This is a genomic window from Sphaerisporangium sp. NBC_01403 (genome assembly GCF_045040145.1).
GTDB classification, from domain to species: Bacteria; Actinomycetota; Actinomycetes; order Streptosporangiales; family Streptosporangiaceae; genus Sphaerisporangium; species Sphaerisporangium viridialbum.
The window spans coordinates 6,889,800-6,910,945 of sequence record NZ_CP109534.1; the positions used below are offsets into that span (position 1 = coordinate 6,889,800).

Annotated in this window: 22 protein-coding genes; 12 read left to right on the forward strand and 10 right to left on the reverse strand. The window is 71.0% G+C overall.

Annotation, left to right across the window (positions count from 1 at the left end; all coding sequences use genetic code 11):
• Nucleotides 1-34 precede the first annotated feature (34 nt).
• Nucleotides 35-1,165 carry an NADP-dependent malic enzyme gene (locus OG589_RS30760; RefSeq protein WP_405152163.1) on the reverse strand — a complete coding sequence of 377 codons (1,131 nt, stop codon included), beginning with the start codon at nt 1,163-1,165 and terminating at the stop codon, nt 35-37.
• 521 nt (nt 1,166-1,686) lie between these two features.
• Here OG589_RS30760 and OG589_RS30765 point away from each other — a divergent pair.
• The gene (locus OG589_RS30765) at nt 1,687-2,229 is read left to right on the forward strand and encodes a CGNR zinc finger domain-containing protein (RefSeq protein ID WP_405141419.1); all 543 of its coding nucleotides are present in this window, start codon (nt 1,687-1,689) and stop codon (nt 2,227-2,229) included.
• A 19-nt stretch (nt 2,230-2,248) separates the two neighbouring features.
• Here OG589_RS30765 and OG589_RS30770 read toward each other — a convergent pair whose 3' ends face one another.
• On the reverse strand, nt 2,249-2,530 hold the full coding sequence (locus OG589_RS30770) for a S24 family peptidase (protein ID WP_405141421.1): 282 nt from the start codon (nt 2,528-2,530) through the stop codon (nt 2,249-2,251).
• A gap of 118 nt (nt 2,531-2,648) precedes the next feature.
• On the opposite strand from OG589_RS30770, the gene sodN reads away from it, so the two are divergent.
• The 3 genes from sodN to OG589_RS30785 all read left to right on the forward strand — a co-directional run bounded on the left by sodN (nt 2,649) and on the right by OG589_RS30785 (nt 4,512).
• The gene (gene sodN, locus OG589_RS30775) at nt 2,649-3,050 is read left to right on the forward strand and encodes a superoxide dismutase, Ni (protein ID WP_405141423.1); all 402 of its coding nucleotides are present in this window, start codon (nt 2,649-2,651) and stop codon (nt 3,048-3,050) included.
• 227 nt (nt 3,051-3,277) lie between these two features.
• A complete protein-coding gene (locus tag OG589_RS30780) occupies nt 3,278-3,715 on the forward strand; it encodes an anti-sigma factor (protein ID WP_405141425.1) in 438 nt (145 codons plus the stop codon).
• Entirely contained in the window at nt 3,712-4,512 is an 801-nt protein-coding gene (locus OG589_RS30785) for an RNA polymerase sigma factor SigF (protein ID WP_344952723.1), read from the forward strand. Before OG589_RS30780 ends, OG589_RS30785 begins: the two co-directional genes overlap by 4 nt.
• A 41-nt stretch (nt 4,513-4,553) precedes the next feature.
• Here OG589_RS30785 and OG589_RS30790 read toward each other — a convergent pair whose 3' ends face one another.
• Entirely contained in the window at nt 4,554-4,931 is a 378-nt protein-coding gene (locus OG589_RS30790) for a hypothetical protein (RefSeq protein WP_405141427.1), read from the reverse strand.
• A 60-nt stretch (nt 4,932-4,991) separates the two neighbouring features.
• On the opposite strand from OG589_RS30790, the gene OG589_RS30795 reads away from it, so the two are divergent.
• Both OG589_RS30795 and OG589_RS30800 read left to right on the forward strand, forming a co-directional pair.
• Complete coding sequence (locus tag OG589_RS30795; protein WP_405141428.1) at nt 4,992-5,969, forward strand: diacylglycerol/lipid kinase family protein; 978 nt, start codon at nt 4,992-4,994, stop codon at nt 5,967-5,969.
• Between the two features lie 287 nt (nt 5,970-6,256).
• The gene (locus OG589_RS30800; protein ID WP_358550943.1) at nt 6,257-6,511 is read left to right on the forward strand and encodes a WhiB family transcriptional regulator; all 255 of its coding nucleotides are present in this window, start codon (nt 6,257-6,259) and stop codon (nt 6,509-6,511) included.
• Nucleotides 6,512-6,691: 180 nt separating this feature from the next.
• Here the strand turns inward: OG589_RS30800 and OG589_RS30805 are convergent, their stop codons facing one another.
• A complete protein-coding gene (locus OG589_RS30805; RefSeq protein ID WP_405141429.1) occupies nt 6,692-8,149 on the reverse strand; it encodes a histidine kinase N-terminal domain-containing protein in 1,458 nt (485 codons plus the stop codon).
• A gap of 227 nt (nt 8,150-8,376) precedes the next feature.
• On the opposite strand from OG589_RS30805, the gene OG589_RS30810 reads away from it, so the two are divergent.
• The 5 genes from OG589_RS30810 to OG589_RS30830 all read left to right on the forward strand — a co-directional run bounded on the left by OG589_RS30810 (nt 8,377) and on the right by OG589_RS30830 (nt 13,789).
• Nucleotides 8,377-9,531 carry an 8-amino-7-oxononanoate synthase gene (locus OG589_RS30810; protein ID WP_405152164.1) on the forward strand — a complete coding sequence of 385 codons (1,155 nt, stop codon included), beginning with the start codon at nt 8,377-8,379 and terminating at the stop codon, nt 9,529-9,531.
• On the forward strand, nt 9,528-10,280 hold the full coding sequence (locus OG589_RS30815; protein WP_405141430.1) for a GntR family transcriptional regulator: 753 nt from the start codon (nt 9,528-9,530) through the stop codon (nt 10,278-10,280). Before OG589_RS30810 ends, OG589_RS30815 begins: the two co-directional genes overlap by 4 nt.
• Nucleotides 10,281-10,323: 43 nt before the next feature.
• Nucleotides 10,324-11,040: a dethiobiotin synthase gene (bioD, locus tag OG589_RS30820; RefSeq protein ID WP_405141431.1), complete on the forward strand. Its 717-nt coding sequence runs from the start codon at nt 10,324-10,326 to the stop codon at nt 11,038-11,040.
• Between the two features lie 28 nt (nt 11,041-11,068).
• The gene (gene bioB / locus OG589_RS30825; protein ID WP_405141433.1) at nt 11,069-12,067 is read left to right on the forward strand and encodes a biotin synthase BioB; all 999 of its coding nucleotides are present in this window, start codon (nt 11,069-11,071) and stop codon (nt 12,065-12,067) included.
• 75 nt (nt 12,068-12,142) lie between these two features.
• Nucleotides 12,143-13,789, forward strand: coding sequence for an acetolactate synthase (locus tag OG589_RS30830; RefSeq protein WP_405141435.1), 1,647 nt, complete (start codon nt 12,143-12,145; stop codon nt 13,787-13,789).
• Nucleotides 13,790-13,843: 54 nt separating this feature from the next.
• Here OG589_RS30830 and OG589_RS30835 read toward each other — a convergent pair whose 3' ends face one another.
• Nucleotides 13,844-15,583, reverse strand: a complete 1,740-nt coding sequence (locus tag OG589_RS30835; protein WP_405141437.1) for a protein kinase domain-containing protein — start codon at nt 15,581-15,583, stop codon at nt 13,844-13,846.
• Nucleotides 15,584-16,031: 448 nt separating this feature from the next.
• Between OG589_RS30835 and OG589_RS30840 the strand changes: the two genes are divergently transcribed.
• A complete protein-coding gene (locus OG589_RS30840) occupies nt 16,032-16,412 on the forward strand; it encodes a thioesterase family protein (RefSeq protein WP_405141439.1) in 381 nt (126 codons plus the stop codon).
• Between the two features lie 31 nt (nt 16,413-16,443).
• Here OG589_RS30840 and OG589_RS30845 read toward each other — a convergent pair whose 3' ends face one another.
• The 5 genes from OG589_RS30845 to OG589_RS30865 all read right to left on the reverse strand — a co-directional run bounded on the left by OG589_RS30845 (nt 16,444) and on the right by OG589_RS30865 (nt 21,073).
• Complete coding sequence (locus OG589_RS30845; RefSeq protein WP_405141441.1) at nt 16,444-16,656, reverse strand: biotin/lipoyl-binding carrier protein; 213 nt, start codon at nt 16,654-16,656, stop codon at nt 16,444-16,446.
• A gap of 99 nt (nt 16,657-16,755) precedes the next feature.
• Nucleotides 16,756-18,120 carry an acetyl/propionyl/methylcrotonyl-CoA carboxylase subunit alpha gene (locus tag OG589_RS30850; RefSeq protein WP_405141442.1) on the reverse strand — a complete coding sequence of 455 codons (1,365 nt, stop codon included), beginning with the start codon at nt 18,118-18,120 and terminating at the stop codon, nt 16,756-16,758.
• Between the two features lie 168 nt (nt 18,121-18,288).
• Nucleotides 18,289-19,569 (reverse strand): HD-GYP domain-containing protein, encoded by a 1,281-nt coding sequence (locus OG589_RS30855; RefSeq protein WP_405141444.1) that lies wholly within the window; start codon nt 19,567-19,569, stop codon nt 18,289-18,291.
• Nucleotides 19,566-20,918, reverse strand: a complete 1,353-nt coding sequence (locus OG589_RS30860) for an HD-GYP domain-containing protein (RefSeq protein WP_405141446.1) — start codon at nt 20,916-20,918, stop codon at nt 19,566-19,568. The genes OG589_RS30855 and OG589_RS30860 overlap by 4 nt, the downstream gene beginning before the upstream one ends.
• Before the next feature lie 32 nt (nt 20,919-20,950).
• Nucleotides 20,951-21,073, reverse strand: coding sequence for a hypothetical protein (locus tag OG589_RS30865; RefSeq protein WP_405141447.1), 123 nt, complete (start codon nt 21,071-21,073; stop codon nt 20,951-20,953).
• Nucleotides 21,074-21,146: the final 73 nt, after the last annotated feature.

Here is a 21,146-nt window from a genome sequence, read left to right on the forward strand (position 1 = left end):
CCCGCTCGCGGCGGGCCCCGGTGTGCCGGTCTGGCTAGATGCGGGCCACGCCGTCGAGGCGGGCTTGGCTCGCGACCGCGGCGACGACCGCGGGGGCGACCCGCTCGTCGAACGGGCTCGGGATCACGTAGTCCTCCGACACCTCGGCCCCGACGACGGCGGCGAGGGCGTGGGCGGCGGCGACCTTCATGTTCTCGGTGATCGTCGACGCCCGCACGTCGAGGGCGCCGCGGAACACCCCGGGGAACGCCAGCACGTTGTTGATCTGGTTCGGGAAGTCGGAGCGGCCGGTGGCCACGACGCGGGCGTGCCTGCGCGCGACCTCGGGGAGGATCTCGGGCGTCGGGTTGGACAGGGCGAACACGATCGAGTCGCCGGCCATGGACGCGACGGCCGCCTCCGACAGCGTGGAGCCGGACAGGCCGATGAAGACGTCGGCGCCGGCCAGCGCCTCCTCGGTGGAGCCGGTGAACCCGCCGCGGTTGGTGTCCCTGGCGAGCGCCTCCTTGTAGGGGTTCAACCCTTCGCGGCCCTGGTAGATCATGCCCTTGGAGTCGGAGACCGCGATGTCGCCGATGCCGGCGTTCAGCAGGATGCGGGTGACGGCCACGCCGGAGGCTCCCGCGCCCGCGACCACTGCCCGCAGGTCGCCGAGGGAGCGCCCGGTCAGGCGGGCGGCGTTCTGCAGGGCGGCGAGCACCACGATGGCGGTGCCGTGCTGGTCGTCGTGGAAGACCGGGATGCTGAGGAGCTCGCGCAGGCGGTCCTCCACCTCGAAGCACCGGGGGGCGCTGATGTCCTCCAGGTTGATGCCGCCGAACGAGGGCGCGAGCCGCACGACGGTCTCCACCAGGGCGTCGACGTCGGTGCAGTCGAGGCAGACGGGCACGGCGTCGACGTTGCCGAACTGCTTGAACAGCAGCGCCTTGCCCTCCATCACGGGCATCGCGGCGGCCGGGCCGATGTCGCCGAGGCCGAGCACGGCCGTGCCGTCGGAGACCACGGCGACGACGTTCGAGACCCAGGTGTACTCGTTGACGAGATCGGGCTGGTCGGCGATCGCGGTGCAGACCCTGGCGACGCCCGGCGTGTAGGCCAGCGACAGGTCTTCGGCGTTGCGGACCGGGACGGTCGATCGGATTTCGAGCTTGCCGCCGCGGTGCATCGCGAAGACGGGATCAAGATCGAGTGATTCGAGAGAAGCGGAGAACGGCGTGACTGCCACAGCGACCCCTGTGTCGTAAGGACGGATTCCTTCGGTAGACGCCGCAGGCGAACGCAGGCCCAGGCTTCTGTAGCCGCCCGGCGGCCGTCGTCGTTGACGGTCGTCTCTTGAGGGGGTACGGGGGTCACCCGTTGCTCGATTGTGCCACACGTCGAGACGCCTGCCGATGTCGGCTCCGCCACAGATCTGGCGGCGAACACGGATCGCCAGGCACTCCCAACCGGACATATCTCTACTTTTCCCCCTCAACAGCTCATACCCGTAGCGAATGGTCTCGATACCCCCACCTCTACCCGAGGTGTTCCGGCGTCCGACCCGTACCGGCGCCACCGGCCACCCCGTCCAGCGCCCTCTGCACCGCCGCAACCCGCGCCACCGCACCCGTGGAACATCGGTGGACGCCCCGTTTCGTGTAATACTCGATATCCCGACTCGTCTCTTACAGCGGGTGGAATTCCACAGTGGACCTGACCTCATACGCCGAGCTGGCGGTGCTGCTGGTCAACGGCGAGGACGCGCTGGGCTCACTAGAGGGCGCCCGGCGGTTCCTCGTCCAGGCGGGCCGCGCGAGACAGGCGGGCCGCCTCACCCGCGCCGACCTCGATGTGCTGCGCGAGCTGCGCCGCGAGCTGGCGGCCGTGTTCGCGGCGGCGGCGCGTCACGACGAGCAGAACGCCGTCGACCGGCTCAACGCCCTGCTGACGCGGCACCCTGTCCATCCCCAGATCTCCCGCCACGACGGCCAGCGCTGGCACCTGCACCTCACCGAGGGCGGCCGGCTCTCCGACGAGTACGCCGCGGGCGCGATCATGGGGCTGACCGCGCTGGTCACCGAGCTCGGCGTGGACCGGCTCGGGCTCTGCCAGGCGTCCCCGTGCCGCCGCGCCTACCTCGACACCTCCTCCAACCGGTCGCGCCGCTACTGCTCGGAGCGCTGCGCGAGCCGGGCCAACGTGGCGGCCTACCGCGCCCGCCGCCGTGACCTCAGCGGCCACCGCGCCTGACGCCGCCCGGCCGCGCGCGTCAGCGCGGCCGTACGCCGTGCCTGACCGGCCAGTAACGGAGCACCACGCGGCCGAGCACCAGTGACGGCGGCACCGCGCCGAAGTCCCAGCTGTCCTTGCGCCCTGGTGCCCGCTGGTTCTCGCTCTCCAGCCACCAGCCGTCGCCGTCCCGCCACGCCGCCCGCTTGACGATCATCGTCGCGGGGTCGCCGGGGAGCCGCGCGAGGACGAGATCGCGGGGCCGCACCGCCGCGCCGCGGCGGACGACGAGCCAGTCCCCCGGCCGCAGAACGGGCAACATCGAATCGCCTTCGACGCGCACCCTGATGAACGACATCCCCTGCCATCTCCGTGAATCAAGGCTAGTAAGTTGGGCACTGGATAGTGCTGTCTGTTATCAGCATCAAGGAAGGAAACCGATGCTCGCACGACTGTTGCGGCCGAGCCATGTGGCCTCCGCGCACTGCGATCTCCCCTGTGGGGTGTACGACCCCGCCCAGGCTCGCATCGAGGCCGAGTCCGTGAAGGCGATCATGCAGAAGTACGCCGACAACGACGACCCGGTGTTCCGTGCCCGCGCTCTGTCGATCAAGGAGGAGCGCGCCGAACTGGTGAAGCACCACCTGTGGGTGCTGTGGACCGACTACTTCAAGCCCCCGCACCTGGAGCAGTACCCGCAGCTCCACCAGCTTTTCTGGGACGCTACGAAGCTGGCCGGAGCCGCGGGAGCCAAGGGCACCGTGGACGTGGGCAAGGCCGACGACCTGCTCGGGAAGATCGACGATATCTCGAAGATCTTCTGGGAGACCAAGGCCGCCTGAGCCCGCGCGCCCGTTCTGGCCTCGCGCGGTCGCCTTTCGCGCGGGGCCAGCGGCTTTCATGAGGCCAGGGGCCCGGCAAACGCGCCTGGATGTCAACGAAAGGACAGCGGGACGTCAGGGAAACCGGCCGCATTTCTGCAAGATCACGACTATCGGCGCGTCCCAGTCCTGCAACACGGGGCACGGGGCGGTAAGTTGCTAATCAGCAGCTCTGTGCGAGGAGGAACGTGACCGACGAGACAGCGACGCGTGCTGGCGGCATCCCTGGTGGAGTCGCGGGGATCCGTGACGCGGTGAGCGTGCGTCTGCCCGCTGCGAGTGCCTACCTGTCCGTGCTGCGCACGGCCACGGCGGGGCTGGCGGCGCGCCTCGACTTCACCCTGGACGAGATCGAGGATCTCCGTATCGCGGTCGACGAGGCGTGCGCCATGCTGCTGGGCCACGCCGTGCCCGGCACCGATCTGATCGCCGAGTTCGAGCTGACCGGCCAGGAGATGATCGTCCGGGTCGAGGTCAGCACCGTCGGGCGGGCCGAGCCCAAGCGCGATGACTTCGCCTGGATGGTGCTCACCGCGCTGGCCGACGATGTGGACGCCGAGACCGACACACCCGACCGCATGGCAATCGTGCTGCACAAGCGCCGAGGCGCTGCGAGGCTGTCGTGACGGAGAGGACCCGGGCCGTGGCCGGCAGTGACAGCACCGTCCCCGACAGGGTTCGGGCCCGTGGGCTGTTCGGCGAGCTGGCAGAGTTGCCCGCCGACGACCCGCGTCGCCAGCGCATCCGCGACGAGCTGGTCGAGCTCCACCTGCCCCTGGTCGAGTACCTCGCCCGCCGCTTTCGCAACCGGGGCGAGTGGCTGGACGACCTCACCCAGGTCGCCACGATCGGCCTGATCAAGTCGATCGACCGTTTCGACCTGGCGCGTGGCGTGGAGTTCTCCACGTACGCCACCCCGACCATCGTGGGCGAGATCAAGCGTCACTTCCGCGACAAGGGCTGGGCGGTACGGGTGCCGCGCCGCCTGCAGGAGCTCAAGCTCTCGCTAACGAAGGCCATCAGCGAGTTGTCGCAGCGGCAGGGCCGGGCGCCGACCGTCGCCGAGTTGGCCGCGCACCTGCAGATGACCGAGGAAGAGGTGCTCGAGGGCCTGGAGTCCGCCAACGCCTACTCCACGGTGTCCCTCGACGCTCCCGACTCCGGTGACGACGACGCGCCGGCTGTGTCCGACTCGCTCGGCATCGTCGACGAGTCCCTGGAGGGCGTGGAGTACCGCGAGTCGCTGAAGCCGCTGCTCGAACGCCTGCCGCCCCGCGAGAAGCGCATCCTGCTGCTGCGCTTCTTCGGCAACATGACGCAGTCGCAGATCGCCACTGAGCTGGGCATCTCGCAGATGCACGTCTCGCGCCTGCTCGCCCGCACCCTGGCCCAGCTCCGCGAGGGCCTCACCGCCGAAGACTGACCGCCGAGCGTCCACCCTGCCCCGGCCGGCCACCGGTCGGGCTACTCTCCGATCATGGCCTTCGTCGTGGCGGGCGCCAGCAGCGCGACCAGACCGGCCAGCGCCACCACGATCAGGAGCACGCCGGGCACCGTCTGCTCCGACTGGACCAGCGAGACGGCGACCGGCAGCGCGAAGATCTGCGTGACCACACCAGGGGCCCGGCTCCACCGTGCCGCCTGCAGCACGCCCCACGCCACCCAGATCAGGGCGGCGCCGATGAGGATGCCGAACGCCGATACGACGATGGAGCTGCCCAGGTCGGCCGGCTTGCCGACGATGGTCTCCACGGCGGCATAGCCGCCCAGCACGACGGCGGTGAGACCCTCGATCGCGAGGACGACGGCGGCCACGACAAGGGTCACCGGACGGTTCAACATATCGCGTCACCCTACTTGACCCAGGTCGCAGGTGCTCGACCGGTGGATACGCTGGGCGACATGCGCGCACTCCTCCTGATCAATCCCATGGCGACGTCGACCAACCGTCGTACGAGGGATGTCCTCATACGCGCGCTGGGTGCGGCCGTCGACCTGACGGTGGAGGAGACCGGGTACAGAGGGCACGCCACCGTGCTCGCGGGCAGCGCGCGCGAGAAGGGCTTCGACGTGATCGCCGTCCTCGGCGGCGACGGCACCATCAACGAGGCCGTCAACGGCATTCTGGACGGCGACCGGGCACGGCCTGCGCTGATCGTGATCCCCGGTGGCAGCGCCAACGTCTTCGCCCGCTCGCTCGGGCTGCCGAACAATCCCGTGGAGGCGATGGGCGCGGTGCTGGAGGCGATCCGGGAGGGACGGCGCCGCACCGTCAACCTTGGCCAGGCGATCTGGGAGGATGGCGCGCTCGGCGACGACTCCTCCGGCGAGACCACCGAAGCGTCCCCCAACAGCCGATATTTCACCTTCTGTGCGGGGCTGGGGTACGACGCGGAGGTCGTCCGGGCCGTGGAGGGCCTGCGGAGCGCCGGGTACAAGGCCTCGCCGAGACGCTACGTCAACACCGCGTTGCGGCACTATTTCATGACCGACCGCCATCGCCCGGCCCTCCGGCTGGAACGGCCTCACCGCAGGCACATCGAGGGCATCTTCATGACGATCATCTGCAACACCGCGCCGTGGACCTACATCGGCGACCGGCCGGTCAACCCCACGCCGTGGGCGGGGTTCGACACCGGGCTCGACCTGCTCGGCCTGCGGCGCATGGGCATGGCCGCCATGGCGAGGCTGATCCGGCAGATCATCGGCGACCGGGTTGGCCTGCCTCGAGGCGGGCATCTTGTCCATGTGCACGACGAGGAGGAGTTCACCCTGTCGGCCAGGCGGCCCGTGGCCTTCCAGCTTGACGGCGACTATCTCGGCGAGCGCGAGAGGGTTACTTTCCGCTCTGTTCCCGGCGCGTTACAAGTTCTGGTCTAATCCGTCACATGCCGTCATAGTGTGATGCATCCGACATCCATATCCGGCAAAACGTTCTACCAAACCTCTTGCGTGACCTGGGCATGCCTGAAAAGCTCAACACGACGTCGGAACGTAGGACGTTTGAGGATCCCACCCTGTTCCTCGAAGGTCTGCGGCGATCACGCGAGTTTCCTGGACCCCCAAACCCAAGGCCCAGGCAAAATTTCGCCCTTGTTAGTGAAATTGTTCACAAACATCCGTCACCGGACGGAGCCGCAGGCTCCACCTACGAAGGAGTGGAACGCATGGACTGGCGCCACCGCGCTGCCTGCCGTGACGTGGACCCCGAGCTGTTCTTCCCGATCGGCAACACCGGACCGGCACTCATGCAGATCGAAGAGGCCAAGCAGGTCTGCCGCGCCTGCCCGGTCAGCGAGCCGTGCCTGAAGTGGGCCATCGAGTCCGGCCAGGACGCCGGCGTGTGGGGCGGTCTGAGCGAGGACGAGCGTCGTGCGCTCAAGCGCCGCACGGCCCGCGCCCGCGCCCGCGCGGGTGTCTGAGCCCGCACGCGTCGCACGAAACGAAGCCCCGAGTCCGGAAGCGAGCTCCGGATCACACACGCCTTCCGCACCGCCCCAGCGTCGCGGCGTACGGAACTTCACACGCCCGGCATCGCCTCACGCGATGGCCGGGCGTCGCAGTGTCCGGGCCCGGTCAGGACCCGCGGCGGGCGGTGACCGCTAGACCGGCTGCACCGGGATGGTGATCGAGACCTCCGTGCCCCCGCCCTGACGCGGCTCGACGGCCAGGCGGCCCGACAGCTCGCCCACCACGAGCGTGCGGACGATCTGCAGGCCGAGGCTGGTCGACGCCTCCAGGTCGAAGCCCTCGGGAAGACCCTCGCCGTCGTCGGCCACCACGAGGTCGAGCCTCTCCTCGGTGCGCGAGACGATCACCTTGATGGTGCCGCTCCCGTACGAGAAGCCGTGCTGGACGGCGTTCTGCAGCAGCTCGGTCAGCACCATGGCCACCGGGGTCGCGATCATCGCGGGAAGCATGCCGAAGCTCCCCACCCGGCGCGGCATGACGTTGGCCGCCGACACCTCGCCGGTCATCGAGATCACGCGGTCGGCGATGTCGTCGAAGTCGACGATCTCCTCGGGAGTGTGGGACAACGTCTCATGCACGATGGCGATCGAGCCCACCCGGCGCACCGCCTCCTCCAGCGCCTCGCGGCCCTCCGGGATGCGCAGCCGCCGCGCCTGGAGCCGCAGCAGCGCGGCAACCGTCTGGAGGTTGTTCTTCACCCGGTGGTGGATCTCGCGTATGGTCGCGTCCTTGGTCAGCAGCTCGCGCTCGCGGCGGCGCAGCTCGGTGACGTCCCTGATGAGCACCAGCGCGCCGATGCGCCCGCCGCCCACGACGAGCGGGATCGCGCGGAGCTGCACGACGTTGGCGCCGGCCTCGACCTCGGTCTCCCGAGGCGATCGGCCGCTCGCCACGAGCATGAGGTCCTCGTTGATGGGCTCGTCGGAGTAGCACAGCGCGGCGGTCGTCTTGCCGAGCTCGGAGCCCACCAGGTCGGCGTTGAGCCCGAGCCGCCGGTAGGCCGACAGCGCGTTGGGCGAGGCGTACGTCACCCGGCCGGCGCGGTCGAGCCTCAGCAGGCCGTCGCCGACCCTCGGGGACCGCACCAGGATCGGCGCCGCCTCGGGGAAGGGGAAGCGGCCCTCGGCCACCATCTGCGCCAGGTCGGACGCGCTCTGCAGGTAGGTGAGCTCCAGCCGGGACGGCGTGCGCGCCGACGACAGGTTGGTGGAGCGCTGGATGACCGCCACGAAGTGGTCGTCGCGCCGCACGGGGATGGTCTCCTCGCGCACGGGCACGCCGCTGGACCAGTCGGGATCGCCCTCGCGGCAGATGCGGTGCTCGTTCCACGCCGTGTCGATCAGGGGTCGCTCCCCCGCGGCCACGATCGAGCCGACGACGTCGTCGTGGTACACCGTGGGACCCGTCGTCGGGCGCATCTGCGCCACGGCCACCCACCCGGACTCGTCCCGCAGGGGGATCCACAGGATCAGGTCGGCGAAGGACAGGTCGGCGAGAAGCTGCCAGTCGGTGACCAGCGAATGCATCCACTCCAGGTCGGCCGGGTCGAGAGTGGTGTGGCGCGCCACCAGGTCGCTGAGAGTCGGCACCTCAGCATCATGCGTGCTAACCCCGGCCCAAAGCGAATCGACGGCACCGGCCCTGGGAAGATTCCCCTAATGGAGCACACAGAAGTGCCCGCTCACCCTGTGGAGCGTCCGGCGAGCGTGGCGGCCGGCACGACCGAGACCGAGGATGACCCCGGCGCGCGCCGAATCACGAGCCCTGCCGCCGGCACGGGAGAGGCCACGTGAACAGCATCGACCCTGGCGAGACCATGAACACAGATCCCCTGGCGCGGTTGCGCTCGGCCGCCGCCATCCGTGAGGCGGCCGGGCTCAGGCGCGCCCTGCGCCCCCGCACCCCCGACCACGACGGACTCATCGACCTGGCCTCCAACGACTACCTCGGGCTGTCCCGCGACGGGCGGCTGGTCGTGGCGGCCATGGAAGCGACCGGAAGGTGGGGCACCGGCTCGACCGGCTCGCGGCTCGTCACGGGCACGACGACGCTCCACGCCGAGCTGGAGGAGCGGCTGGCGGCCTTCGCCCACGCCAGGCGGGCGCTGGTCTTCTCCTCCGGGTACCTGGCGAACCTCGCGGCGGTCGCGACGCTGGGCGCCGGCGGGCTGGTGGTGAGCGACGAGGGCAACCACGCCTCGATCATCGACGCCTGCCGCCTCTCGCGCGCCAGGGTGGCCGTCACGCCGCACAAGGACGTAGAGGCGGTGGAGAAGGCGCTGGCGAACCGCGCCGAGGAGCACGCGCTGGTCGTCACCGACGCGGTCTTCTCCGTCGACGGCGACCTCGCCCCCATCGCCGACCTCTACACGGCGGCCGTACGGCACGGGGCCCTGCTCGTCGTGGACGAGGCGCACTCCCTGGGCGTGGTCGGCGAGGGCGGACGCGGCGCGGTGTACGACGCGGGGCTCGCGGACGCCCCGACCGTTGTGAGAACCGTCACACTGTCGAAGTCGCTCGGATCACAGGGCGGAGCTGTGCTAGGGGCGTCCGAGGTGGTAGACGCCCTGATCGACACGGGCAGGTCGTTCATCTTCGACACCGGCCTCGCGCCGTCCGCCGTCGCCGCCGCACTCGCGGCGCTTGATATCGTGGGCGACCATCCTGACCTGCCAAGACAGGCACGGCACAATGCGTCGGCGCTGGCCCGCGCGGCCGGGGACCGTGGCCTTCTCACCACCGACCCGGCGGCGGCCGTCGTGCCGGTCGTGCTCGGCCCTCCGCACGTCGCGCTCTCCGCCGCAGCGGTGTTCGCGGAGCACGGAGTGCGCGCCGGGTGCTTCCGCCCGCCGTCGGTGCCGACCGGCCGGTCTTGTCTGAGATTGACCGCACGGGCCAATCTGAGTTCGGATGATCTCGCGGTGATCGGACACGCGCTCACCGCCGTGGCCGAGATGAAGGTGAACGTGTGACGGAAGACTCTCCCCGGATTCCCAAGTACTACGACGTCAAACGGAACTTGCTGGAACTCACCAAGTCTCTGCCCGCTGGAGCGGCGCTGCCGCCCGAGCGTGCCCTCGCCGTGCGCTTCGAGACCTCGCGCACGACCGTCAGGCAGGCGCTCACCGAGCTGGTCATCGAGGGGCGGCTCCTGCGCATCCAGGGCAAGGGCACCTTCGTCGCCCAGCCCAAGGTCGCCCAGGTGCTGCAGCTCACGTCGTACACCGGGGATCTTCGCACGGTCGGCCTGGAGCCCGACACCAAGATCCTCGACATCAACTACATCACGGCCGACGAGACCCTCGCCCGCCGCCTGTGCATCAACCCGGGCGGGCGCGTGCTGCGCATCCACCGGCTCCGCCTGGCCAACGGCGAGCCGATGTCGATCGACACCACCCACCTGTCCGCACGGCGCTTCTCGCGGCTGCGGCGGGAGCTGGAGGTGCACGCCTCCCTGTACGAGACCCTGCACAACGCCTACAACGTCCAGCTGACCGACGCAGAAGAGATCATAGAGACCGTGCTGGCGACCCCGTACGACGCCCAGGTCCTCGGTGTGGACGTCGGCCTGCCGATGCTGCTGCTCACCCGGCACGCCTTCGACGCCGAGGGCAATCCGGTCGAGTGGGCCCAGTCGCTCTACCGAGGCGACCGGTACAAGTTCGTCACGCGCCTCCGCAGGCCCCCGGAGACCGGCGGGCCGCAGGCAGGACGGCCGTAGGGGCTGCCCGCCACCGCGTCCGCGGGCCTCTAGGGTGGTGCCGGTGAGCATTCTGGTGGTCACCGGCACCGACACCGGTGTGGGCAAGACCGTGGTCACCGCCGCCGTGGCCGCGCTCGCGCGCCTGCGCGAGGTGCCCGTCGCGGTGGTGAAGCCCGCGCAGACGGGCGTCGCCGCGGACGAGCCCGGCGACCTCGACGAGGTCATCCGGCTGTCCGGGGTGACCACGACGTTCGAGTTCGGGCGCTTCCCCGACCCGCTGTCCCCGGCCGCCGCCGCACGCGCGTCCGGCCTTCCTCCCGTCTCCCTGGCCGGGGTCGCCGAGCGCGCCGCCGAGCTGGCGGAGACACACCGCCTGGTGGTCGTCGAGGGCGCCGGGGGGCTGCTGGTGCGCTTCGACGAGGAAGGCGCCACCATCGCCGACCTGGCCCGCACGCTGCGCGCCCCCGTCCTGGTGGTGGCCAGGGCGGGGCTCGGCACGCTGAACCACACGGCGCTGACGCTGGAGGCCCTCGCGGGCCGGGGGCTCGATCTGGCGGGCCTGGTGATCGGCTCCTGGCCGCGCGAGCCGGGCGTCGCCGACCGTAGCAACGTCGCCGACCTGGAGACGCTCGCCGCACGGCCGCTGGCGGGGGCGCTGCCTGAGGGCGCCGGGTCGCTCGGCCGCACGGCGTTCGCGCGGGTGGCCCATGACGGACTGGGGCCCCTGCTAGGGGGCGGGTTCGACTCTTCTCGGTTCCGGGCAACCCTTAGTCTGTGACGCAACCGACAAGGGAGCAGCAGGACCGATGAGTATGGACATCTTGGAGATCGCCCGGGTTCAGGTACTCGAAGAAGGCCGGGGGCTCTCCTCAGCTCAGGCCCTGCGATGCCTTGAGCTGCCGGACGACCGCATTCCCGAGCTGCTCGCGCTCGCCCACGAGGTGCGCATGGCATGGTGCGGCCCGGAGGTCGAGGTGGAGGGCATCATCTCCCTCAAGACCGGCGGCTGCCCGGAGGACTGCCACTTCTGCTCCCAGTCCGGGCAGTTCACCTCGCCCGTCCGATCCGTCTGGCTCGACATCCCCTCGCTCGTCCAGGCGGCCGTCGAGACGGCCCAGACGGGCGCCACCGAGTTCTGCATCGTCGCGGCCGTGCGCGGGCCCGACCAGCGCCTCATGGACCAGGTCCGTGAGGGCGTCAAGGCCATCCGCGAGGCCGTCGAGATCAACGTCGCCTGCTCACTCGGCATGCTCACCCAGGAGCAGGTCGACGAGCTGGCCGAGATGGGCGTCCACCGCTACAACCACAACCTCGAGACCGCGCGCTCCCACTTCGGCCAGGTGGTCACCACCCACACCTGGGAGGAGCGCTGGCAGACCTGCGAGATGGTCCGCGAGGCCGGCATGGAGCTGTGCTGCGGCGGCATCATCGGCATGGGCGAGACCAGGGAGCAGCGGGCCGAGTTCGCCGGGCAGCTCGGCGAGCTGCGTCCCGATGAGGTGCCGCTGAACTTCCTCAACCCGCGCCCCGGCACGCCGTTCGGGTCGTTCCCGCTGGTCGAGGGTCCCGAGGCGCTGAAGACGATCGCGACGTTCCGGCTGGCGCTGCCGCGCACGATCCTGCGGTACGCCGGCGGGCGCGAGCTCACGCTGGGCGACCTCGGCACGCGCGACGGCATGCTCGGCGGGGTGAACGCCATCATCGTCGGCAACTACCTGACGACGCTGGGCCGCTCCCCCGAGCAAGACCTGGAGCTCCTGGCGGACCTGAAGATGCCCATCAAGGCTCTCTCGCCGACGCTCTGACCCTAGAGTCGCCCCTTGAGCAGCTCATATGAGCCCTCAAGGATTGACCGGGGACAGAAAAGGTAAGTTCACGTCATGGAGTCTGCAAAGCACGCCGGTGACATCGCGGTCGCCGTTTCACGGGCCTACGGTGCCGAGGTCATGTTCACCCTCTCGGGCGGCCACGTCTTCCCTCTGTACGACGGGGCCGTCCACGAGGGCATGCGCATCGTCGATGTGCGGCACGAGCAGAGCGCGGTCTTCGCCGCTGAGGCCACGGCCAGGCTGACCCGACAACCCGGGCTCGCTGTGCTCACCGCCGGCCCCGGCATCACCAACGGTGTCAGCGGTGTCGCGACCGCCCACTTCAACGGCTCGCCCGTCGTGGTCATGGGCGGCCGCGCCCCGGCCTCCCGCTGGGGGTCGGGCGCGCTCCAGGAGATGGACCACCCCCCGCTGTTCGAGACGATCACCAAGCTGGCCTTCACGGCCGGCGGCGCCGACTCCATCGGCCAGGACGTCGAGATGGCGTTCCGCACGGCGATCGCCCCGCACCGCGGCCCGGTGTTCCTCGACTTCTACATGGACCACCTGTTCTCGCCCTCCCCCGCGCACGAGGCCGAGACGCTGACGCCGTCCCCCCTTGAGCCCGACCCCGAGACGCTCGCCGGCATCGCGCGGCTGATCGCCCAGGCCGAGCGCCCCGTGCTCGTGCTGGGGTCGGACGTCTGGATGGACCGCGCCGAGGAGGTGGCCCGCGACTTCGCCGAGGCCTTCCGGCTGCCGGTGATCCCCAACGGGCAGGGTCGCGGCATCCTGCCCGCCGGGCACGACCTGCTCGTGACCCGGGCGCGCGGCATCGCGTTCTCCCAGGCCGACCTGGTCATCGTCGCGGGCACCCCGCTCGACTTCCGCCTCGGCTACGGCTTCTTCGGCGGCAGGGACGGCGCCCCCCTGGCGAAGGTCGTGCACCTGGCCGACGCGCCGTCGCAGCTCGCCACCCACGTGGGCACCGCCGCCTCGACCGCCGGAGACCTGTCCCTGGTCTTCTGGGGCCTGCGGGCCGCCTGCGCCGAGGCGGGGGTGTCGCCCGCGTCCCACGCGGCGTGGGTCACCAAGCTGGCCGAGGCCTCCGCGGCGGCCGTCTCGGGCGACGCCGAGCTGATGGAGTCCGACGCCGACCCGATCCACCCGATGCGCATCTACGGCGAGCTCAACCGCATCCTTGCCGACGACGCCGTGGTCATCGGCGACGGCGGCGACTTCGTCTCCTACGCCGGCAAGTACATCGAGCCCCGCAGGCCCGGTTGCTGGCTCGACCCCGGGCCGTACGGCTGCCTCGGCACCGGGCTCGGCTACTCCATCGCCGCCCGCATCGCCCGCCCGTCCTCGCAGGTCGTGCTGCTGCTCGGCGACGGCGCCGCGGGGTTCTCGCTGATGGACGTCGACACGCTGGTGCGCCACAAGCTGCCCGTCGTGATGATCTGTGGCAACAACGGCATCTGGGGCCTCGAGAAGCACCCCATGCAGATGCTGTACGGGTACGACGTGGCGGCCGAGCTGCAGCCGCAGTGCAGGTACGACCAGGTCGTCACCGCGCTCGGCGGCGGCGGCGAGCTGGTGACCTCTCCGAAGGAGATCGGGCCCGCATTGCGCCGGGCGTTCGACTCGGGCGTGCCCTACATGGTCAACATCGCGACCGACCCGCAGATCGCCTACCCGCGCACCACCACGGGCATCTGACCGCACGGCCACCGGCCCCCGGCGGCGTCCCTGAGACGGCCGCCGGAGCCGGGGTCAGGTGGCCGAGGGGGTCGGAGTGCCGCTCGGAGCGCCGCTGGGGTCCTCGCCGCAGGGTATGCCCTGCTCCACGATGATCGTCACGTAGCGGTCGACGGGCCAGGAGGTGCTCGCGATCGGGTCCTGATCGAGCACGCGGGTGCAGCCCTCGTCGCTCGGGGTCCCGCTGACGTCCACCTTGGACTTGAAGCCTGCGGCCCGGAGCTTGGCCATCGCCTGCTGCTGGGTCAGGTTGATGACCCCGGGCACGGTCTTCTTCGCCGCCGGCACCTTCGTGGGGGTGGGCGACGGCGTGCGCGTCTTCGACGGGGTGGGGGAGGGCGTCCCCGTGTCCGTCGGGGTGGCCTCGGTCGGCGTGCTCGACGGCTCGTCCGTCTGCCCGGCGGTGGCCTCGGAGGGACGCGTGGCCGTCGGCCCTGGCTTCGGCGGACGGGTGCGCGTGCGCGTCGCCTCAGGTTCGCTGGGCGTGGGCGTCTCTGTCACCACGACGCCCGCCGCTGCCGCCCCCTTGTCGGCGACCTGCCTGAACGCCACCGCGCCCGCCCCGCCGAGCAGGACTCCCACGGCGATGACACCGGCGATCAGACCCGCCTTGCCTCGCTTGGGAGCGGCCGCGCGGCGGCCTCGGGCGCCCCGCTGCCCCGGAGGGGTGCCGGGCGGGCTCTGAGGGGCCCCTGAGGGCGGCGGATGAGCGGCGGAGGGAGAAGTGGAGGTCGCCAGGATGTACGGCGGAGGCGTGGCCGTGGTGGGCTGGACGCCGTCGCCCTCGTGCCAGGCGGGCCTCGCATGGGCGCCGGTCTCGGGCGCCGCGAGCTGGTGCGGGTGGCCGGGCCCGGAAGTGGTGCGTTCCGAGGAGACCATGCCGGTGAGGCCGGCCATGCCGGACACCGCCACCGAGGCCCCGGTGTCGTCGCGCATGGCCTGGCGCGCGGCCACGCTCATCTCGGCCGCGCTGCGCCAGCGGCGGGCCGGATCCTTGACGAGGGCACGCTCCACGAGATGCCGTACGGCCGGAGGCACGTCGGGCGGCAGCGGGGGCGGGTCCTCGCGGATGTGCTTGAGGGCGATGGTGACGGGGGTGTCGCCGTCGAACGGCCGGTGACCGGCCAGGCACTCGTAGGCGACCACGCCGAGGGCGTACAGGTCGACGGCCGGGGTGACCGGCTGGCCCTCGGCCTGCTCGGGCGCGCAGTAGGCGGCCGTGCCGAGCACCATGCCGGCGTCGGTCAGCCGGTGGCCCATGTCGGCGCGGGCGATGCCGAAGTCGGTGAGGACGAGCGTGCCGTCGGGACGGACCAGCAGGTTGCCCGGCTTGACGTCGCGGTGCACGATGCCCCGGTCGTGCACGGCCTGGAGGGCCGAGGCGGCCTGCGCGATGAGCTCCATGGCGGGCTCGGGCGCGATGCGGGTGAGCCTGGTGAGCAGGCGGTCGAGCGGCTCGCCGTCGACGAACCGCATCACGAGATAGGCGGTGGGACCGTCCCCCGGCACGTCGCTCACGCCGTAGTCATAGACGTCGACCACACCCGGATGGTTGATCGTGGCCATCGCGCGTGCTTCCCCCTGGAAGCGGGCCGCGAAGCCCGGATCATCCATCCGGCCTGGTAAGAGCACTTTCACGGCGACGGTGCGGGCAAGGACCATGTCCTCGCCGCGCCACACCTCGCCCATGCCGCCGGCGCCGAGACGGACGTCCAACCGGTAACGTCCCGCCAGCGTGGTCCCTTGGGCCACCATCTCTCCCCCGCTTACCCCAATCCGTCCAACACCGACGCCACCCCAGAGTTCTCCAACAAAGCGGATTTGTGTCGCAGCCAGATCACGCTGGTGTCACAAAACCCTGTGGTCACACGGTTCACGCCGGGATGTCAGCGTGCCGTCACACCGTGTTCGACGCAGCGGGCGGACCAGCCCCGTGGCGTCACCTGCACCACCAGCCGGCGACGGCACGCCGGGCAGTAGCGGGGCGGCTCCATGTCCCGCGCGGCATGGCATGCGGAGTGGTCCTCGTCTCCGTCGAGACGCCCGCAATGGTCGCAGTAGGGGCTCACGCAATGAGCGTATTCCATCGTTCACCGCCAACGTCGCCAACCGGTGAAGGTGGTGCGAGACCGTGCGAACGGGATGGCGGGCACCATCCGGCCGCGCGGCAGCACCGCGTGCCCGCCGCAATAGGCTTGCCGACATGACGATCGATGCGGGGCTGCGCGCCGTGGTGCTCATCATGGTCGAACGGGGGGACACCGCCGCCAAGATCGGCAGCGGCGACGTCCCCGTGCTCGGCACCCCCCGCCTGCTGGCGATCGCCGAGGCGGCCACCGTGCGGGCCGTCCACGACCACCTCGCCCCCGGGCAGACGTCGGTCGGCACCAAGGTGACGCTGGAGCACCGCGCGGCGAGCCCCGTCGGCACGCACGTCGAGGTGACCGCCGAGCTCGTCGAGGTGGACGGCCGGCGGCTGGTCTTCGAGGTCACCGCGCGGGACAGTAAGCGCACGGTGGCCACCGCCACCATCGAGCGCGTCGTCGTCGACCGCGAGCGCTTCCTGTCGGGGCTCTCCGGCTGAGCCTGAGCCCCGCCCCGCTCGTGGGCCCGCCTCACTCGATGACCGCGATCAGGTCACCCTCCTGGATGACGTCGCCCTCGGCCACCTTGAGCCGGCTCAGGACGCCCGAGTCCTCGGCGAGCACCGGGATCTCCATCTTCATCGACTCCAGGATGACCAGCGTGTCGCCCTCAGTCACGCTGTCGCCCTCAGCCGCGACGACCTTCCAGACGTTCGCCACCATCTCGGCACGTACTTCCGCCACCGGAACTCCCCTCAATCAAATGATCCAACTGTGCCAGAGGGCTGTGCTCATCGTCCCACCCGCGCGAGAGCGCGGAGTCGACGGGTGCACGGCCCGGCGTCACGAACGCATGCGGGCGACCAGCCCGGTGTCGTAGTCGCCGCTGATGAACTCGGCGTTGTCCAGCAGCTCAGCGCAGAACGGCAGGTTGTTCTTGGGCCCTTCGACACGGAAGGCGGCCACGGCCTCGCGGGCCCTGGCCAGCGCCTCCTCACGGTCGGCGCCGTGGACGCAGAGCTTCGCCATCAGCGGATCGTAGAACGGAGTGACCGTGTTTCCTGCGACATATCCGGAATCGAGACGAATGCCGGGGCCGGTCGGCTCCTCCCAGACCCCGATCTTGCCGGGCCCAGGGAAGAACCGCTTGGGGTCCTCGGCGTACACGCGGAACTCGATGGCGTGGCCGTTCGGCTCGACGGCGTGCCCCCGCGAGGCCACCGGGAACGTCACCGGCTCCCCCGCCGCGACGCGCAACTGCTGCTCGACCAGGTCGATGCCCGTGACCAACTCGGTCACCGGGTGCTCCACCTGGAGCCGGGTGTTCATCTCCAGGAACACGAAGTCCTGCGCGTCGGCGTCCACGAGGCACTCCACGGTGCCCGCGCCCCGGTAGCCGACCGCCTCCCCCGCCCGGACGGCGGCGGCCAGCATGCGCTCGCGCAACTCGGGGGTGATGCCCGGCGAAGGGGACTCCTCGACGACCTTCTGGTGGCGGCGCTGGACCGAGCAGTCGCGCTCGCCGAGCGCGACCACGGTGCCGTCCGCCAGCCCGAGGATCTGCACCTCGACATGGCGCGCCCGCTCGATGTAACGCTCCAGCAGGATCGCCGGCGCCGCGCCGCCTCCCCCGCCGAAGCGCTCGGCGGCCCGGGAGGCGGTCTCGAAGGCCTTGGTTAGCCCGGCCTCGTCATGGGCGACGCCCATGCCGATGCCGCCGCCACCCCCCGCCGTCTTGACCATGACGGGGTAGCCGATCTCGGCCGCCGAGGCCAGGGCCTGGGCCGGCCCGGTCACCGGCTCGCGGGTGCCCGCGGCCACCGGCACTCCGGCCCGCTCCATGAGGTTACGCGCGTTGATCTTGTCGCCCATGCGCTCGATCGCGTCGGGAGAGGGCCCGATCCACACCAGGCCCGCCTCCGTGACCGCCCGGGCGAAGGCGGCACTCTCGGCCAGGAAGCCGTAGCCGGGGTGCACCGCCTGTGCGCCCGTCACCCGGCACGCCTCCATCACCTTGGCGATGTCGAGGTAGCTCTGGGCGGGGGCCGCCGGGCCGAGCAGGAAGGTCTCGTCCGCCTCCCGGACGAAGGGAAGATCGATGTCCGCCTCGGAGTGCACCACGATCGCCCGCAGGCCCATGGCCCTCACCGTACGCACGATCCGCCGCGCGATCTCTCCACGATTGGCCACCAGAACGCTCTCGAACACCGGCCGCACCCCCTTCGACGGTTCACCACCTTATGGCCCGAGACTCCGCAGAACCCCTCGCGCGAAACCACCGATCCCCCGTGTCCCGCCTGTAGGAAGTCCACAACGGCGCGCGGGCGCGCAGGACGCTCATATGGATGAAACATCTGCCCTCGAAGGGCGGGAATCTCAGAGACGGTGGAGAGGGGCCGGCCGATCGACGACCCTGGCCATCGACTCCACCACCGTGGGGTCGTACTCGTCGCCGCCGTCGACGCGCAGCCGCTCCAGCGCCGCCGCCGCGCGGTCGCGGTCGGTGGACCCGCCGACCAGGTCGTCGTAGGCGTTGGCCGCCTTGATGATGCGGCTGGCGAGCGGCGGCAGGTCGGGCCCGTTGAAAGGGTCGCCCTGGCGGCGCACGATCTCGGCCACCCGGTCGAGCACGCCGGTCTTCTTGATGACCTCGGCCCCGAGCTCGGCGATGCTGCGGGCCTGCTCGGGATCGGTGAGCACGGTGGCGCCCCCGGGGATGGGGTCGCGCAGGGAGAGCTGGCCGATGTCGTGCATCAGCGCGGCGTACTCCAGCTCCAGCAGCTCGGGCTCGGCCATGCCGAGCTCCCTGCCGATCGCGAGCGACAGGCGGCTGACCCGGCGCGAGTGCCCCGGCTCGACGTACCCGCCGACCTCGGTCACCCGGGCGAGCGCCCGTACGGTCTGCAGGTAGGTGGCGCGGATGCCGGCGTACTTGCGGAAGGCGACCTGAGTGACCAGCAGCGGGGCCGCGAACACCACCAGGGCGGCGAGGTTCATGCTGTGCGAGGCGAGGGCCAGCAGGGTGCCAGAGGCGGCGACGGCGGCGCCGAGCGGCGCGGCCATGCGCAGCTCGTCGCGGATGGCCACGTGGAAGGCCGTGCGGACCTGCTCGGCCCTGAGCACGGCGGCGATGAGCACGTCGGCCGTCAGCATCGCCGTGATCAGCACGGCCATCACGCCGAGGACCACCCACCACGTGCCGGTGCCGTGGTCGGTGGTGGCGTACAGCGTCGGGGCCAGGGGCCGGTAGGCGAAGGCGAGCAGCGCCCCTGAGAGCAGCCGCCGCGCGATCGCGTCGAGCTGCGGGGGCCTGCCGACCGCCAGATGGGGCAGCGCGCCGAGTGTCATGCCCGCCGCCATGACGGCCACCACCTGGAGCGCCGAATGCCGCGTCGGCACGCCTCCCACGTCGAGCAGCAGGGTGTACCCGAGCGCGGCGGCGGCCCCGATGGGCGCGACCTCCCTGTTGCCCGGCATCGTGAGCCTGGCGAGCTCGCCGGCGGCGACCAGCAGGCCGAAGGCGACCGCGATCTCGGCGTCGAGAAGGCCCACCGCCGCCGTGTGCGCCACGCCGGCGACGGTCACCATGCCGGCGGCGCAGATGAGCAGGAGCTGGCCGGAGTCGAGCCCCTGCAGGGGCCGGGTCGCCGCGGTCACCGCTCGGACGCCACTTCGATCGGCATGGTCGGATCGTCGTGGTCCTTGGCGACGGTCTCGACGGTCTCGTCGTCGGGCACGGGCATCTTGCCAGGGGGGTCCCAGCCGCGCCGGTCGAGCGCCCTGATGAAGGCGCCGACCATGACGGGGTCGAACTGCGTGCCGGCACCCTTGCGCAGCTCGGCCATCGCCTCGTCGAGGGACTTCGCCTTGCGGTAGGCGCGGTCCGAGGTCATGGAGTCGAAGGCGTCGGCCACCGCGATGATGCGGGCGAACTCGGGGATCTCGGCCCCGGCCAGGCCCATGGGGTAACCCCCGCCGTCCTGGCGCTCGTGGTGGTGCATGATGCCGGCGAAGGCCTCGTCCAGGAAGTCGATGCCCCGCACGATCTCGAGGCCGCGCATCGGGTGGAGCTGGATCGCGGCGTACTCCTCCTCGGTGAGGCGGCCTTCCTTCTGCAGGACCTTGGTGGGGACGCCGAGCTTGCCGACGTCGTGGAGCATCCCGGCGTAGCCGATGGCCCGCATGCGCTCGGGGCCCATGCCGATCTCCTGGGCGATCATGGTGGACGCGCTGGAGACGCGGGTGCAGTGGCCCCGGGTGTAGTAGTCCTTGGTCTCCACCGCCTGGCACAGGGCGGCGATCGTCGCGTCGTACGACCGCTGCTGGGCGAGGTACTGGCCGAAGGCCCACCTGGCGATGAACAGCGGCAGCAGCACGAGCACCGCCGAGATCGACTGGACGGTGGCCCACAGCCCGGCGATCAGCAGGCCGAACGTGGCGTACCCGAGGTAGGAGACGAAGAACTGGGCGAGCCCGCGCAGCGGGACCTCGCCGGTGCGCAGCCGCCCGGCCAGCGAGAGCATGACCGCGAACAGCACGAAGTTGAGCGGCACGAACACCGCCGCCGCGCCCATGAAGGGACCGAGCATGTCGGTGAACCGGTCGGCGCCGGGCACGTCGTGGTGCCCCCCGAGCCGGTCGAAGACCCACCCGGCCGTGTAGCCGCAGATGGCGAACTGCGCGCCGTTGAACAGCCGCTTGTGCAGCGGCAGGCCGGGCCGCACGCTGAGGACGGCGGTCGCCCCGACCAGGGCCGCGCCCACGTCGCCCACCAGCACCACGGCCGCCAGGGCCGCGGAGAAACTGACCGACATCGCCGCCTGCTCGACGTTGAGCAGGGTCGGGACCGACTCGCAGACCAGGAACAGCAGGGCGAGGACCAGCAGGGTGGGCCACTCGCGCTCGCCGAAACCGCCCGGGGCGATGAGACCCCGCCCGATCAGTGCCGCGGCCACCCCGACGATCAGGATGAGGTAGACCTTCGCCGGCCAAGGTAGATCACGCAATGCCGCCGCCTCGGGCCGTCACGGGCATGCGCTCAGGTCCAGGAGATGCCCGAGGGCACTTCGACCGTGCCCCCCAGGAGAACCGCCAGAGCGAGCTGACCGAGTGCCCACCCAAGGCCGCCGATCGCCATGGCCGCCACCATGCGTGTGGCCATTGCCTTCACCATGCGCCGCCTCCCCATCGAGTCCGGCTTCAGGCTACAGAAAGCGAGGTGACCCGTACGGGAA

Coding starts and splice junctions, on each gene's coding strand:
- OG589_RS30760 (WP_405152163.1), bottom strand. CDS start 1,165: ATGCACCGCGGCGGCAAGCTCGAAATCCGATCGACCGTCCCGGTCCGC.
- OG589_RS30770 (WP_405141421.1), bottom strand. CDS start 2,530: ATGTTGCCCGTTCTGCGGCCGGGGGACTGGCTCGTCGTCCGCCGCGGC.
- sodN (WP_405141423.1), top strand. CDS start 2,649: ATGCTCGCACGACTGTTGCGGCCGAGCCATGTGGCCTCCGCGCACTGC.
- OG589_RS30790 (WP_405141427.1), bottom strand. CDS start 4,931: ATGTTGAACCGTCCGGTGACCCTTGTCGTGGCCGCCGTCGTCCTCGCG.
- OG589_RS30795 (WP_405141428.1), top strand. CDS start 4,992: ATGCGCGCACTCCTCCTGATCAATCCCATGGCGACGTCGACCAACCGT.
- OG589_RS30800 (WP_358550943.1), top strand. CDS start 6,257: ATGGACTGGCGCCACCGCGCTGCCTGCCGTGACGTGGACCCCGAGCTG.
- OG589_RS30810 (WP_405152164.1), top strand. CDS start 8,377: ATGAACACAGATCCCCTGGCGCGGTTGCGCTCGGCCGCCGCCATCCGT.
- bioB (WP_405141433.1), top strand. CDS start 11,069: ATGAGTATGGACATCTTGGAGATCGCCCGGGTTCAGGTACTCGAAGAA.
- OG589_RS30830 (WP_405141435.1), top strand. CDS start 12,143: ATGGAGTCTGCAAAGCACGCCGGTGACATCGCGGTCGCCGTTTCACGG.
- OG589_RS30835 (WP_405141437.1), bottom strand. CDS start 15,583: ATGGTGGCCCAAGGGACCACGCTGGCGGGACGTTACCGGTTGGACGTC.
- OG589_RS30840 (WP_405141439.1), top strand. CDS start 16,032: ATGACGATCGATGCGGGGCTGCGCGCCGTGGTGCTCATCATGGTCGAA.
- OG589_RS30865 (WP_405141447.1), bottom strand. CDS start 21,073: ATGGCCACACGCATGGTGGCGGCCATGGCGATCGGCGGCCTTGGGTGG.